11 protein-coding genes are annotated in these 16083 nt (G+C 40.3%); all 11 read left to right on the top strand.

Annotated elements, in window-relative coordinates:
- The first annotated feature begins 42 nt into the window (after positions 1–42).
- The 11 genes from acnD to pepN all read left to right on the top strand — a co-directional run bounded on the left by acnD (position 43) and on the right by pepN (position 16053).
- Positions 43–2658, top strand: coding sequence for a Fe/S-dependent 2-methylisocitrate dehydratase AcnD (acnD, locus tag AAC000_RS03580; protein WP_339720171.1), 2616 nt, complete (start codon positions 43–45; stop codon positions 2656–2658).
- A gap of 16 nt (positions 2659–2674) precedes the next feature.
- Positions 2675–3859 (top strand): 2-methylaconitate cis-trans isomerase PrpF, encoded by a 1185-nt coding sequence (gene prpF / locus AAC000_RS03575; RefSeq protein WP_339720169.1) that lies wholly within the window; start codon positions 2675–2677, stop codon positions 3857–3859.
- Positions 3860–3911: 52 nt separating this feature from the next.
- A complete protein-coding gene (locus tag AAC000_RS03570) occupies positions 3912–6062 on the top strand; it encodes a prolyl oligopeptidase family serine peptidase (RefSeq protein ID WP_339720167.1) in 2151 nt (716 codons plus the stop codon).
- A gap of 133 nt (positions 6063–6195) precedes the next feature.
- The gene (locus tag AAC000_RS03565; RefSeq protein ID WP_339720165.1) at positions 6196–6891 is read left to right on the top strand and encodes an SIMPL domain-containing protein; all 696 of its coding nucleotides are present in this window, start codon (positions 6196–6198) and stop codon (positions 6889–6891) included.
- A gap of 33 nt (positions 6892–6924) precedes the next feature.
- Entirely contained in the window at positions 6925–7425 is a 501-nt protein-coding gene (locus tag AAC000_RS03560) for a GAF domain-containing protein (RefSeq protein WP_339720163.1), read from the top strand.
- Positions 7422–7709 (top strand): hypothetical protein, encoded by a 288-nt coding sequence (locus AAC000_RS03555; protein WP_339720161.1) that lies wholly within the window; start codon positions 7422–7424, stop codon positions 7707–7709. The genes AAC000_RS03560 and AAC000_RS03555 overlap by 4 nt, the downstream gene beginning before the upstream one ends.
- A gap of 20 nt (positions 7710–7729) precedes the next feature.
- Positions 7730–8386, top strand: a complete 657-nt coding sequence (proQ, locus tag AAC000_RS03550) for an RNA chaperone ProQ (protein WP_339720159.1) — start codon at positions 7730–7732, stop codon at positions 8384–8386.
- 4 nt (positions 8387–8390) lie between these two features.
- On the top strand, positions 8391–10430 hold the full coding sequence (gene prc / locus AAC000_RS03545; RefSeq protein ID WP_339720157.1) for a carboxy terminal-processing peptidase: 2040 nt from the start codon (positions 8391–8393) through the stop codon (positions 10428–10430).
- 67 nt (positions 10431–10497) lie between these two features.
- Positions 10498–11835: a sodium-dependent transporter gene (locus AAC000_RS03540; RefSeq protein WP_339720155.1), complete on the top strand. Its 1338-nt coding sequence runs from the start codon at positions 10498–10500 to the stop codon at positions 11833–11835.
- Between the two features lie 39 nt (positions 11836–11874).
- Positions 11875–13374 carry a Na+/H+ antiporter NhaC gene (gene nhaC, locus AAC000_RS03535; protein ID WP_339720153.1) on the top strand — a complete coding sequence of 500 codons (1500 nt, stop codon included), beginning with the start codon at positions 11875–11877 and terminating at the stop codon, positions 13372–13374.
- 69 nt (positions 13375–13443) lie between these two features.
- A complete protein-coding gene (pepN, locus tag AAC000_RS03530) occupies positions 13444–16053 on the top strand; it encodes an aminopeptidase N (RefSeq protein WP_339720151.1) in 2610 nt (869 codons plus the stop codon).
- Positions 16054–16083: the final 30 nt, after the last annotated feature.

Raw genomic sequence — 16083 nt, 5'->3', positions numbered from 1 at the left:
ATTATCGGCCTGACTTCTTCCCTCTATACTATGGAACTCATTATGAATTATGAACATCGCAAACCTCTTCTCGGTTACACAATTGGTGGTAGTAATGTCGATTACTTTGATACCCGCGCTGCGATAGAAGCAATTAGCCAAGGGGCTTACGCTAAATTACCTTATACAGCACGGGTGTTAGCTGAACAACTGGTGCGAAAATGTGAGCCAGAAATACTCACTGATTGTTTAAAGCAGATTATTTATAACAAACAAGAAATGGACTTTCCATGGTATCCAGCTCGCGTAGTCTGTCATGATATTTTAGGACAAACCGCCTTGGTTGATTTAGCTGGCCTTCGGGATGCTATTGCCGAGCAAGGTGGTGATCCTGCTAAAGTTAATCCGGTTGTGCCTACTCAGTTGATTGTCGACCATTCTTTAGCGGTGGAACACGATGGTAACGACAGTGACGCCTTTAATAAAAACCGCGCCATTGAAGACAGACGTAATGAAGACAGGTTTCATTTTATCGAATGGACCAAAACGGCTTTTAAAAATGTAGATGTTATTCCCGCTGGTAATGGCATCATGCATCAAATTAACCTTGAAAAAATGTCACCTGTCATTCAATTAAGAGATGGTGTGGCTTTTCCTGATACTTGTGTGGGTACCGATAGTCATACTCCACACGTGGATGCCTTAGGTGTTATCGCTATTGGAGTGGGTGGCTTAGAGGCAGAAACTGTGATGTTAGGTCGTCCTTCTATGATGCGTTTACCTAATATTGTGGGTGTAAAGCTGTCAGGAAAACGCCAGCAAGGTATTACTGCCACAGATATTGTTTTAGCCATTACTGAATTTTTACGTCATGCAAAAGTAGTCTCCGCTTACCTAGAGTTTTTTGGGGAAGGTGCAACAGAACTCACCATTGGGGACAGAGCAACCATATCCAATATGACACCAGAATACGGTGCGTCAGCTGGGATGTTTTATATAGATCGACAAACCATAGATTACTTGAAAATTACCGGCCGCGAACCGGAGCAAGTGGAATTGGTTGAAACCTATGCTAAACATACCGGACTTTGGGCTGATGATTTAAAAGAAGCTGAATACGAACGCGTGCTTGAGTTTGATTTATCCTCTGTAGGGCGCAATATGGCTGGTCCTTCTAGTCCTCATAGCCGAGTTGCTACGGCAGACTTAACAGCCAGAGGCATTGCCTATGCGTTAGAACAAAAAGAGGAACAAAAAGCAGGTCAAATGCCTGATGGTGCCGTGATTATTGCGGCAATCACAAGCTGTACAAATACCAGTAATCCTCGCAATGTAGTGGCAGCGGGGTTAATTGCCAAAAAAGCCAATGAATTGGGACTGTTAAGAAAACCTTGGGTGAAATCCTCTTTCGCACCAGGATCCAAAGTCGCTAAGTATTACTTAGAAGAGTCGGGGTTATTACCTGAAATGGAAAAATTAGGCTTTGGCATAGTGGGGTATGCATGTACTACTTGTAACGGCATGAGCGGAGCACTAGACCCTGACATTCAAAAAGAAGCGGTAGAGCGTGACTTATATACCACTGCAGTGTTATCTGGTAATCGTAATTTCGATGGCCGAATTCATCCCTATGCCAAACAGGCATTTTTAGCGTCTCCTCCTTTAGTGGTGGCATATGCTATTGCCGGTACGATTCGTTTTGATATTGAAAAAGACGCCCTCGGTTATGACAGCAATAATAAAGCGATAACTTTAAAGGATATCTGGCCTAGCGACGAGCAAATTGATGCCATAGTGTCTGAGTTTGTTAAGCCTGAACAATTTAGAAAAGTGTACGCCCCAATGTTTGACTTAGGTTCATTCGAACCTGCAGAAAGCCCATTGTATGCTTGGCGACCACAAAGTACTTATATTCGTAGGCCACCTTATTGGGAAGGGGCCCTTGCAGGTGAACGCACCATGAAAGGAATGCGACCATTAGCCGTTTTAGGTGACAATATTACTACCGACCACTTATCACCTTCTAATGCGATTATGTTAGACAGTGCGGCCGGTGAGTATTTACATAAAATGGGGTTGCCTGAAGTTGATTTTAACTCTTATGCGACTCATAGAGGCGATCACCTTACCGCTCAACGTGCCACCTTTGCGAATCCCAAATTGTTAAACGAAATGGTATTGCAAGACGGTAAAGTCAAACAAGGTTCCTTAGCGAGGTTAGAGCCTGAAGGCAAGATCATGCGTATGTGGGAAACCATCGAAACCTATATGCAACGTAAACAACCACTTATCATTGTCGCGGGTGCTGATTACGGTCAAGGCTCTTCAAGAGATTGGGCAGCAAAAGGGGTGCGATTAGCCGGAGTTGAAGTCATAGCCGCAGAAGGATTTGAGCGAATTCACCGTACTAACTTGGTGGGAATGGGGGTATTGCCCCTTGAATTTAAACCTGGAACCACGCGACATACTTTAGAAATTGACGGAACCGAAACCTACGACGTAGTAGGTGATTATGCCGCTGGAATAACCTTAACCTTAAATATTACCCGTAAAAATGGTGAACAACTTCAAGTGCCGGTGACTTGTCGTTTAGACACCGCGGAGGAAGTGCGAGTATACGAAGCTGGCGGAGTACTTCAACGTTTTGCTCAGGACTTTCTTGAACAAACAGTGGCATAACTAGGACCAAATTAATATGAGTTATAAACCCCAAATGGCTGTTACTGCAACCTATATGCGTGGTGGTACCAGCAAAGGTGTATTTTTTAGACTGTCTGATTTGCCTGAATCGGCGCAGACACCTGGTCAGGCCAGGGATAGTTTATTACTGAGGGTAATTGGTAGTCCTGATCCTTATGGAAAACAAACCGATGGTATGGGTGGCGCTACTTCAAGCACAAGCAAAACGGTGATACTTTCTAAAAGTAACCAAGATGATCATGACGTAGATTATTTGTTTGGTCAGGTTTCTATCGATAAACCTTTTGTAGATTGGAGTGGAAATTGCGGTAACTTAACTGCAGCCGTTGGTTCTTTTGCGATAACTAATGGATTGGTTGACGCTAAGCGTATTCCCAATAACGGATTCTGTGTAGTACGGATTTGGCAAGCCAATATCAACAAAACCATCATTGCACATGTGCCTATCATCGATGGTAAAGTGCAAGAAACCGGCGACTTTGAGTTGGACGGGGTGACTTTTCCAGCCGCTGAAATCAAAGTCGAATTTGTGGATCCCGTTGATGGTGATGAGGCTATGTTTCCAACAGGCAATCTGGTTGATGATTTACATGTGCCCAATATTGGCGAATTTCAAGCCACTATGATCAAAGCAGGTATCCCCACCATTTTTTTAGATGCTGAAGCACTGGGGTATACTGGCACTGAATTACAAGAAGTGATTAATGGCGATGATATGGTGCTTAATCGCTTTGAAACTATACGGGCATATGGTGGACTTAAAATGGGCCTCTTTAAACATATTGATGAAGCTGCAAATTGCCAACACACCCCTAAAATTGCCTTTGTAGCCAAACCTGCAGACTATGTGACTTCCAGTGGTAAAATGGTTAAAGCGCAGTCTATTGATTTAGCGGTAAGAGCGCTGTCAATGGGTAAACTCCATCATGCCATGATGGGCACTGCCGCCGTTGCCATAGGTACTGCAGCCGCTATTCCAGGCACATTAGTGAATTTAGCCGCTGGCGGAGGACAGCTTGATTCTGTTACTTTTGGTCATCCTTCTGGTACCTTAAAAGTAGGCGCACAAACTCAACTTAACTGTGGTGTATGGACAGTGAACAAAGTCTCTATGAGCCGCAGCGCAAGAACATTGATGAAGGGTGAGGTTTATATTCCAAAAGGTGCACTTTTTCAGTAAAGTTTTTGTATCAAGCATGATACACATTAACAAAAATATAAATGAGCAAATAATGAAAGCATACTTTTTAACCTCGGTCGCAATTGCTAGTACATGTATATTAGTTGGCTGTAGTAATCCTGAAAAAGAGCAACAAATTAAAATGCAAGAAAGTCCCCTCATAACAGAAAAGTCCGCAGAAGCCCCCTTGTGGTTGGAAGAGGTTCAAGGCGAACAAGCTTTGTCTAAAGTGAATGGCTGGAACAAAGTTACCTTAGATAAATTAATGTCAGACAAGCGTTATGAAAAGTACTTTGAATCTGGATTAGACATAGTCAATGCAAAAGATAAAATTCCTTACGGTAGCTACCGTGGCGGTTTTGTATACAATTTCTGGCAAGACGAAGAAAACGTAAGGGGGATGTTAAGAAGAACCAGTCTCGTAGAATACACAAAATCGCAACCCAAATGGGAAAATTTACTCAGCATAGATAACCTTGCGGCATTAGAAGAAAAAAACTGGGTCTATAAAGGTTCTAAATGTTTTGAAGGCAACTACGATAGATGCCTGTTATCTTTGTCCGATGGCGGGAAAGATTCCGTTGAAATGCGTGAATGGGATCATTCCACACAGTCTTTTGTTGAAAATGGTTTTGTTATTCCTGAATCTAGAACAGACCTTAGTTGGACAGATATTGACCACATCAATATCGCTACCAACTGGGGGGAAAATACGCTGACTGAAAGTGGTTATCCATTTGTTGTTAAGTCATTAAAAAGAGGACAAACACTTACCGAGGCCAAACAATTGTTTGCTGGCAGGCAAACAGATGTAGGCGTTTTTCCTTTTTCAGTAAAACTCGACGATACCAATCTAAACATGGTAGTACGTGCGATAACATTTTATGAATCAGAGTATTTTTGGTTACCTGATAATTCAACCCAAAGCATACAATTACCTATTCCAGAAAAAGTGAGCTTAGAAGGTGTGTTTAAGGGACAGCTCGTTTTTTCAATTAAACAAGAATGGACGCCTGAGGGTTCAGAACAAACCTTTACAAGTGGTGATTTGCTTTCTTTTGATTTGAAACATTGGTTGCAAGAGCAACAAATTAAAGATTTACAACTAGTTTATCGTCCCAATGAGCGTGCAACAATTGATAAAGTTTCAATTACCGCCAATAAACTGGTTTTAACACTTTTAGAAAATGTGGTGAGCAATATCTATTTGTATGATTTTGACAAAAGATGGTCGCTCCTAAAGTTAGCCATGCCAGAAAACGGTTCGATGTCAGTGTCATCAGCTAACCAAGATAGCGACATCATTTTTATCAACCAAGAGAGTTTTGTTGCCCCTGATACGCTGTTTAAAGTTGATGTAAATAAAGTAGACATCGCTGCGATTAAATCTATTCCAGCCCGTTTCGATGCGTCTAATATTGTGGTAGAACAATTTCAGGCCAGCTCACAAGATGGTGAAAAAATTCCATATTTTGTGGTCAGACAAAAAGATATTAAATTTGATGGTTCCAATCCAACTTTACAATATGCTTATGGTGGCTTTCAGGTTTCTTTAAAACCTAGTTATTCTGGGCTACTTGGAAAAAATTGGCTAGAACAAGGTGGGGTTTATGTATTGGCAAATATCCGAGGTGGTGGCGAATTTGGTCCTAATTGGCATCAAGCTGGACTAAAAACCAATCGTCAGGTTATTTATGATGACATGATTGCGGTAGGTGAAGATATTATCGCTAAAAAAATTACCTCTGCTAAACATTTAGGAATTATGGGGGGCTCCAACGGTGGTTTGTTAATGGGCGTCATGTATACCCAAAGACCTGATTTGTGGAATGCCGTTATTTGTCAGGTGCCTTTGCTGGATATGTTGCGTTATCACAAGTTATTGGCAGGCGCTTCTTGGGTGGGTGAATATGGTAGTCCTGATATTCCAAATGAAAGAGCGTTTCTAGAAAAAATATCCCCTCTGCATAACATTGATCCAAAAGGAGAGTACCCATCGATTTTGTTTGTTACTTCTACTAAAGACGATAGAGTGCATCCTGGTCACGCTAGAAAAATGGCGTACCTATTGGAACAATATGGTCATGATTTTGAATATTATGAAAATATAGACGGTGGCCATTCAGCGTCAGCTAATTTGCGCGAAACCGCTAAAAGAACCGCTTTAGAATACACCTTTTTGTCTCAAAAATTGATGGATTAAAGGCTTGTGGCGGCTTTACACCTAAGCCGCCACAGATTTCACTGTTTGTTATTCTTGATTCATACTTGGTTCATTAGTGTGAATTCATTATCAACCCCCATTTAATTGAAATGTCTATTTATTGAGGTTTTATATGCGTAAATGTCTTTTTATTTGTCTCACATTAATCTTTGGTAGCAGTTTTGCTAAAGATCATCCTGACATTCAACAACCAAGAATAATTGAAGTCTCGGGAATGGGAAGCGTACTTAGTGTGCCAGATCGTTTTAGTTTTAGTTTGTCTATTCAGGAAAAGGGAAAAGTAGCGGCGCAGCTCAATAAGGCTATCGTTGAGAAGACCAATGCTGTGGTACAAGCTTTAATCAAAATAGGCGTTGATGAAAAAGATGTGCAATCTTTACAAATACAGTTTAACCCTTGGGTTGAATACAATGGCAAAACACAAGAACAAAAAGGGTTCATTTTAACCAGGCAAGTTAAGATAACCTTACAATCCTTAAGCCAATACGAGCAGTCTATTGATACAGTACTAAACCTTGGCGTGAGTAATATTAATCAATTTAGTTTTTATAACAGCCAAAGCGATTCGGACTATCAACTGGCATTAAACCAAGCTTTACTCCACGCCCAGCAGCGAGCCACTGATTTGGCAAAGGTATTGGGCTTGAAATTAGCCGGAGTGATATCCATATCAGAGCAGACGTCAGGACAGGTCTTGCCAGTTTTAGCTAAAACACGCCAATTCCAATTATCTGAAAGTTACCAAGCTGGGGAAATGTCTACAGATGCAAGAGTCAAGGTAATATTTGCTTTGCAAGACGCTTCTTAAATAGAGATATAGATTTTAATTAGGTTGAGATTAATGGTAGAAAATAAACAGCAACACTATGCACAATTGGCTCAACAAGTGGAAGCCATAGTTGCTGGAGAACATGATTTAATCGCCAATATGGCAAACGTAAGTGCGATACTTTATTGGGCTTTGGATAAGGTAAATTGGGCTGGGTTTTATTTGGTGAAGGATGAACAATTGGTTTTGGGTCCATTTCACGGCCAGCCAGCATGTATTCGTATACCAATAGGTAAAGGAGTATGTGGTACCGCAGTATCAGAAAATGCCATTCAATTAATAGAAGACGTTCATCAATTTTCAGGTCATATCGCCTGTGATGCAGCTTCTAATTCAGAAATAGTCTTACCTATAGTGAGAAATAAACAAATTATTGCTGTGTTAGACATTGATAGTCCAGAGATTGCACGATTTGATCTTGAGGATAAAAAAGGGTTAAGTCATATTGTGGAAATATTACAAGCCACGTTTTCCCAAGAAGGCGAAGAAAAAGCGAAGGAATCAATGCAGTGAAAAATAGCATAGATATTCAAGTTGTGCTTGCAACAGTTGAGGATATGGATTTTTGGGATGATAGAGCCCCTGAAGCGACGGATAGGATGAATACTATTCTTCACATGCTCTATGATCATGCCGATGAAGACATAAATTCCACCTCTTTAGAGAATATGATCCAATATATTTGGGAAAATTGGCGAGAAGATGCACATTTACTCGATATAGATGAAGATGATTTGTATGACTGGGTTGACCAACTTCTAGCAACTTGGGATGATGAGCACCAAGAACCCCGTTAACGAACTAACTAGAAGACTGAATGGACAATCTACAAAAATTTACTAACAGCAAAGAAGTCATTGGCTTCTTAGTTGAACAATTCCCTGCTTGTTTTAGTAATAAAGGTGATGCTAAACCTTTAAAGATAGGTATTTTTCAAGATTTAGCAGAACGACTGGAGAATGAAGAGCGTGTCAGTAAAACTTTGCTTCGTTCGTCGCTAAGGCATTACACCAACAGTTGGCGCTATTTACATAGCATCAAAAAAGGTGCGCAACGTATTGATTTAGATGGCAATGAAGTTGCCGCTATTGAAGAAGAACACGCTGAACACGCTAAAAAGCAATTGGATGAAAGTAAGGCTAAGGTCGCTGAGAAGCGTAAAGAACAAAAAGAAGCAGGTGCTGTTCCTGGTGCAGATGTAAAGAATTCTTACAAAAAGAAAGAAGCACCTAAATTTAAACCTACTTCTAAAGTTGCTAAAAAAGAACAAACTAAGGTAAAACAGCCTCCTGCTGAACGATTAGAGCAACAACATATCGTAGAAGGAACTGCTGTAACCGTGAAAATTGGCAAGAGTCCCATGCCTGCAACTATTACTGATGTCAGTAAAGATGGCATTCAAGTGCAACTTGATACTGGAATGGTGGTCAAAGTTCAGTTGGAAAACCTGAGGTTGGCTCGTTCTAAAAGGTAAAATAATGATTAAATCAATTCGTATTTCTGTGGCATCAGCTTTATTGGTGATGAGTACTGGCTCTGTAGCAATAGAGAGTAGTTTGGGCGTGAAAGATTTGCCCAAGCTGACCCAAGAATCGCAACACGTGGCGTCAGCCAAAAGGGTATCATCGCAATTTTTGCGTGCCCATTATAAACAAATTGATTTAGACGATGCGTTATCGCTCAAGATATTTGACCGCTTTATTCGTTCTTTAGACTTTAATCGTAATGTTTTCACAGCTGAAGACATTAAAGGTTTTGAAGCCTATAAAACCAAGTTTGATGACGCGATAGAGCGGGGTAACTTAAGTATTGCCTATGAAATTTATCAACTCAATATGCAACGTCGTGCCGAAAGGTACGAATACGCGTTAACTTTGTTAGATAAAGAATTTAACTTTGCGCTGCCTAACGATAAGTTCACTTACGATCGTGAAGAGGCGCAATGGGCTAAAAATACGCAAGAGTTAGACGAATTATGGCGTCAAAGAGTAAAATACGATGCGCTTAATTTAAAGTTAGCGGGTAAAGATTGGCCTAAAACCCAAGAATTACTGACGAAACGTTATGAACGTGCGATCAAACGTTTAACTCAAACTTCTAGTGAAGATGTATTTCAAACTGTAATGAACTCATTTGCTCGCAGCATTGAAGCACATACCAGTTATCTTTCGCCACGCAATGCTGAACGTTTTCAAATGGAAATGAATCTTTCCTTTGAAGGTATTGGTGCTGTATTACTCAGTGAAGATGACTTTACTGTCATTCGAAGTGTAGTTCCCGGTGGACCTGCGGATTTATCAAATAACATTAAACCTGAAGACAAGATAGTCGGTGTTGCTCAAGATGACGATGAATTTGTAGATGTTATTGGTTGGCGCTTAGATGAAGTAGTAGAACTGATTAAAGGGCCTAAAGGCAGTATTGTTCAGTTACAAGTAGTAAAAGGATCTTCTGAGTCTTCAGTACCAGTGGTAGTGAAGTTAACGCGAGACAAAATTAAGTTGGAAGATAGGGCAGCTAAATCTGAAGTTTATATTCCCAAAGATGGCCCCAACAAAGGTCAAAAACTAGGCGTTATTGAAATTCCATCTTTTTACAATAACTTGCATAAAGATGTTCAGAATGAAATTAATAGTCTTAATGAACAAGGTGTAAGAGGCGTTATTGTCGATTTACGTGGCAATGGTGGTGGTTCTTTGACTGAAGCAACCTTACTTTCGGGGCTGTTTATTGAAAAAGGTCCTGTTGTGCAAATACGTGATGGCGCTGGGCGTATTCGTTTAGAAAAAGATGTTGATGGAAAAGTGTTCTACGACGGCCCTTTAACTGTTTTAGTGGATAGATACAGTGCCTCTGCATCAGAAATTTTTGCAGCAGCCATGCAAGATTACAATCGAGCATTAATTTTAGGCGAACAGACTTTTGGTAAAGGTACAGTGCAACAACACCGCCCATTAGGTAGAATCTATGACTTGTACGAGAACCCTCTGGGAAGTGTTCAGTTTACTATCGCTAAGTTTTATCGGATAAACGGTGGCAGTACTCAGCATAAAGGTGTTATTCCAGATATTTTATTCCCTTCAGTAATTGACCATGCTGACTGGGGCGAAAGCCAAGAAGAAAATGCATTGCCATGGGATAGTATTGCCAGAGCCAATTACACTACTTTTGGTGAAAATAAAAATACAGTTAAAGGCCTTACTGATTTGCATAATCAAAGGATTAAAAAAGAATTTAACTATATTTACGAAGATCTAGAGCGCTACAAGATTAAGAAGGAAGACAAAACAATTTCCTTGGTTGAATCTGAGCGACTTCAAGAGAAAACTGAAAACGATAAACGTAGTCTGATGCGCACTAATGAACGACTAGCGCGACTTGGTTTAGAGAAAGTAGAAAACTTGGATGACTTACCAGAGGAACTAGAAACTGTTGATCCGTTTTTAGAAGAAGCGGCGAATATTACCTATGACGTATTAACTATGGGAAAATACGCCATTAATACCGAAAAGAACTAAAAAAGGGCTGCTAAATGCAGCCCTTAACTATTCAAAAAAATAATAATAAAAATAATAAGGGCAACACATGGCTGTACGTGGAGAGTTTTCATCTCGAATGGGATTTGTGCTGGCTGCGGCTGGTTCCGCAGTGGGTTTAGGTAATATTTGGGGATTTCCTACTCAGGTCGCTAGTAATGGCGGAGCCGCTTTTGTTTTAGTCTATATCATCCTAGCTTTCCTTTTGGCTTATCCAGTGTTGATGGCAGAATTAATTATTGGCCGAGCGACACGCTCCAACATGGTTGATGCACTAGGTAAAATATCTGGCAGCAAATTAGGTAGCGCAACGGGCGTCTGGGGATTTGTTACTGTTTCTTTAATCCTTTCTTTCTATGCGTTAGTTGCTGGCTGGATGTTGTCACACTTTTTGCAGACCATCAGCGATATGTTTGGCCAAGATGTTATCTCATCTTGGTTGATAACGTCGTCGTACACTAGAGACATACTTTTTTCAGGCATTTTTCTTTGTTTAACCGCCAGTATTGTGACTGGAGGAGTGAAACAAGGAATTGAATTATGGTCAGTTCGTTTAATGCCAGCCCTTTTCCTTATTATTGCGCTATTGATAATCTACGTATCAACCCTAGATGGTGCAGCAGCAGGTTGGAAGGCTTACTTGCTACCTAATTTTAGTTTAATCATGGAGCCGGATTTATTAATTAGTGCCATGGGTCAAGCGTTTTTCTCCATGTCACTAGGTGTGGGTACTATGTTGGTATATGGTTCTTACGTGAGTAAAAATGAAAACCTTCCTTCCCTTGGCGCCTCAGTTGCATTGGTTGATATTGGCGTAGCCATTTTGGCGGGTATGTTAATAATTCCTGCTATGTATGTGGCATTACATAACGGTGTGAAAATATTTTCTGATAGTGGGGCTTTGATAGAAGGGCCTAATTTAATTTTTGCGGTTTTACCGTCATTATTCGAAACCATGGGTACAGTTGGCATATATGTCGCGTTTGTCTTTTTTGCGTTAATGATAATTGCAGCGCTAACCTCGTCAATATCAATGCTTGAAGTGCCAGTTGCCTTTGTAGTTGAAAGCAAGGGAATTGGTAGAAAACGTGCAGTATGGTCACTCACACTGATTATTTTTGTACTCAGTTCTACAATTGCATTTAATATGGAAAGTTTATTTGGTTTGGTCATTGATTTAACTACTAAATATAGCCAGCCTTTGCTTGGCTTAGTATTATGTATATTTGCTGGGTGGGTCTGGAAGCGGGATCAAATATTAACGGAATTGAAATTAGGTAATGAGCAGGCTGAACATAGCATTTTTTGGAAAATTTGGCCTTGGTATATACGTTTTGTGTGTCCAGTGGTGATTGCCATCATGTTTTACCGTTCGATAGCGGCTTAAAATACCCCCTTTTTAGACCTTTCAGGATTGTATAGCGTTATGACAGTTGAAAAACCAAAAGTAGAAGCCTCATTATCTGATGCACTTATTCCCATAGTATTATTAGTCCTGTTGTTAGGTGGGTCAGTATATTTATTTGAAGACAACTCATCATTTGGGCCTAATCAAATTGCGTTATTGATTGCCATGGGCATAGCGGCGATTATCGGCTTAAAGAATGGTTACAGTTGGGATGATATTGAAAAAGGCATCATAAAAGGGATATCTCGTTCCTTAGGTGCGATTCTTATTTTATTAGCAGTAGGATCACTTATAGGAACTTGGATGTTAGCGGGTACTGTTCCTACTCTCATTTATTATGGTTTGGATCTATTAAACCCCTCTATGTTTTACGCGGCTAGTTGTCTTATTTGTGCCATAGTTGCTATGAGCATTGGTAGTTCATGGACTACAGCAGCAACAGTGGGTGTTGCACTAATGGGCGTTTCTATTGGTATGGGAATGTCTGAGGCGATTACAGCCGGTGCCATTATTTCTGGAGCCTATTTTGGCGATAAGATTTCGCCTCTTTCAGAAACGACTAATTTGGCACCCGCAATAGCCGGCACTAATTTGTTTGAGCATATTCAATACATGTTGTGGACTACTATTCCGAGCATAGTTATTACGCTTATTTTATTTGTGGTCATTGGTTTAGGAGCTGATTTACCTGAATCTGCTAGTAGCATTCAAGAAATGCAACTGTTGTTACAGCAAGAATTTAATTTGGGTTTACATATGTTGGTGCCATTATTGGTATTGCTCACTATGGCAATTAAGAAAGTGCCGGCATTTCCTGCAGTGGCTATAGGTGCTTTGTTAGGTGGTGTATGGGCGGCAGTGTTTCAACCAGAAGTCATTTCCAGCTTAGCGGGCGAGGGGATAAGCGCACTGCGAGGCTCAATTGTTGTGGTTTGGACGGCACTATTTGATGGCGTTTCATTTTCGACACCTAGTGATACCTTAAATGACTTATTAAGTCGTGGTGGCATGTCAAGTATGCTGAATACCATTTGGTTAATTATGTGTGCAATGACTTTTGGGGCTGTACTAGAGAGAGTCGGGCTGCTGAAAAGAGCGGTAAGTGCCTTCTTAAAAGGTGCTACAACGGCAGGTGATATGATTACTCGAACAATTTTGACTTGTATAGGTACAAATATTATTACTGCAGATCAATATATGGCGATTGTCATGCCTGGTAGAATGTACAAAAATGAATTTGAAAAGCGTGGTTTACATCAATTAAATTTATCCCGCAGCCTTGAAGATGGTGGCACATTAACTTCACCACTTATTCCATGGAACACTTGTGGCGTATATATGCACGGTGTGTTGGCGGTTAACCCCTTAGATTATATATTTTATACATTTTTTAATTTAATCAATCCAGTATTAGCCATTATTTACGCTTACTTAGGAATTAAGATTTTGCGCATACCCGTTCCTGAGATTGCCCCTGAACCGGCTCTTATTAAGGAACCGGCTGAAACTAAGGCCTAATTTACAAACTTGCTGCTCAGGCAGCAAGTCTTGTTTGTCCGTTAAAACATTTTCATTATTGAGGATATAATGTCCACTATTAATCCCGCTGTAAAAAAACGAGCTGATTATCTTCCACCCGATTTCTTAATCAATCATGTGGATCTTGAATTTACTTTGATTGAAACCAATACCAAAGTGGTATGTGTTTCACAGGTAACTAGGAATGGGCAACATGACAAGGCACTGGTTTTAGATGGCGAGGGTATTCATTTAATTTCTGTGCACATTAATGGCATAGCAATTACCAATTACCAAATAACCGACAGCTCTTTGATTATTGATACTGATTCTAATGAGTTTGAATTGCGTATCGAAAACACGGTCAATCCTAAAGGTAATTCTAGCCTGGAGGGGCTCTATCTATCAGCTGGTGCTTATTGTACCCAATGCGAGGCTGAAGGGTTTAGAAAAATCACTTACTTTTTAGACCGACCAGATGTGCTGGCTAAATATGATGTCACTATTATTGCAGATAAAAAAGCGTTTCCTTTTCTGCTTTCTAATGGCAATAAGGTGGATTCTGGTGACTTAACAGACGGAAAGCATTGGGTAAAATGGTCTGACCCTTTTAACAAACCTTGTTATTTGTTCGCGTTGGTCGCGGGGGACTTCGATCTTTTAGAAGATTCATTTGTTACCCAGTCGGGAAGAACCATTGCCTTAGAGCTTTTTGTAGATAAAGGTATGCTTGGTCGTGGACAACACGCACTCGATTCTCTTAAAAAAGCCATGAAGTGGGATGAAACAGAGTTTTCACTTGAGTACGATCTTGATATCTACATGATAGTCGCCGTGGACTTTTTTAATATGGGAGCAATGGAGAACAAGGGCCTAAACGTATTTAATAGCAAATTTGTGTTAGCCGAAGCAGAAACGGCCACCGATGAAGATTATTTTAATATTGAAGCGGTAATCGCCCACGAGTATTTCCACAATTGGACAGGAAATAGAGTAACCTGCCGCGATTGGTTCCAATTAAGCTTAAAAGAAGGGCTAACGGTTTTTCGGGACCAGCAATTTAGTGCCGACATGTCTTCTGCAATTGTGAATCGTATTCAAAACGTCAAAATTATACGAGAGCGTCAGTTTGCTGAAGATGCGAGTCCTATGTCACATCCCATTAGGCCTGATGAAGTGATAGAGATGAATAATTTCTATACGGTCACTGTCTATGATAAAGGTTCCGAAGTGATCAGAATGCTGTTTACTTTGTTAGGTAAGACAGGATTTTTAGCGGGCATCAAATTGTACTTTAAACGTTTTGATGGCCAAGCAGTCACTTGTGATGATTTTGTGCAGGCTATGCAAGATGCCAATGATAAAGATCTCACACAGTTTAGGCTGTGGTATAGCCAATCTGGCACCCCCCAGATAATTGTGAAAGACTATTATGAGCCAAGTACAAAGCTCTATCGAATAGAATTTGAGCAGCAACATTCAGTTACTTCTGATCAAAATGAAAAACAAAATTTAGTGATACCCATTCAATTTAGTTTGCTGAACGACAAACTTGAGACGTTGCCTTTAGGGGAGGCAAACGAAGTACAAACAACACTAGAACTCAATGAAAACAAACAAAGTCTTGAGTTTGAAAATGTTGATGCTAAACCTATTCCTTCATTACTACATGGATTTAGTGCGCCAGTTCGCCTTGATTACCAATATGGCGAGTCGCAGTTGGGTAAAGTTATGTTGGGCTCACCTGATGAATTTGCTCGCTGGGATGCGGGGCAAAAGTTATTCAGTGATTGTATTCACAATTTAGGGGGAAAAACTGCACAACAGCAAAGCACTTCAATTGGGGAAACAGTCGCGCTGTTTGAACCTATTATTCAAGCAACAGAAATATCCTTAGCCTTAAAGGCTGAAATTCTCACCTTACCTAGTTTTGAAACCCTGTTTCAACAAAAGGATTCGGTGGATATTGACGTTTTGAACCAGTCTAGAAAACTATTATTTAAGGCGTTGGCAGACACATTCCAGAATGAGTGGTTAGCGCAATATACAGCGTTCGAAATACATCCTTATGCCTATGAATCAAGTCAAGTTGAACAAAGAAAAATGCGTAATTTAGCGCTTAAATATCTCACATTGTCTGGTCATTCTGAGGTGGAAGCACTTTTAAACGCGCAGTTTTCCAATGCAGACAATATGACCGATTCCTTAGGGGTACTTGGTGCTGCACAACTTGGAGATTTGCAATTATTTGAAAGTCTAATGTTAGCATTTGAACAAAAATGGCAGGCCGATCCGCTAGTTCTAGATAAGTGGTTTGCATTACATGCAAACACCGATCGTAGTGATATTTTGGCGCGTATAAGTATGTTAATGGGGCACAGCCAATTCACCATCAATAATCCTAATAGAGTGCGTGCATTAATCGGTACTTTTAGCTTTTTTAACGAGGCTGGTTTTCACAATATTGACGGTACAGGCTACAAATTTGTAGCGGACTATTTGATTAAATTAAATGAAGTGAATCCGCAAATTGCAGCTCGTATTATTACGCCCCTAATACAATGGCAGAAAGTGGATAAAAAGAGGCAACAACTTATGCAACATCAACTGATGCGTATTGGTGATACAAAGGGGTTGAGCAACGATCTATTTGAAAAAATATCCAAAAGTTTGCCTTAGAGCCAATAGATATTAGATTAAGAAAAGAGA

Source organism: uncultured Paraglaciecola sp. (assembly GCF_963977085.1).
GTDB lineage: Bacteria > Pseudomonadota > Gammaproteobacteria > Enterobacterales > Alteromonadaceae > Paraglaciecola.
Note: the sequence above shows the minus strand (reverse complement) of the source record. Positions and strands in the feature narration are given on the sequence as shown.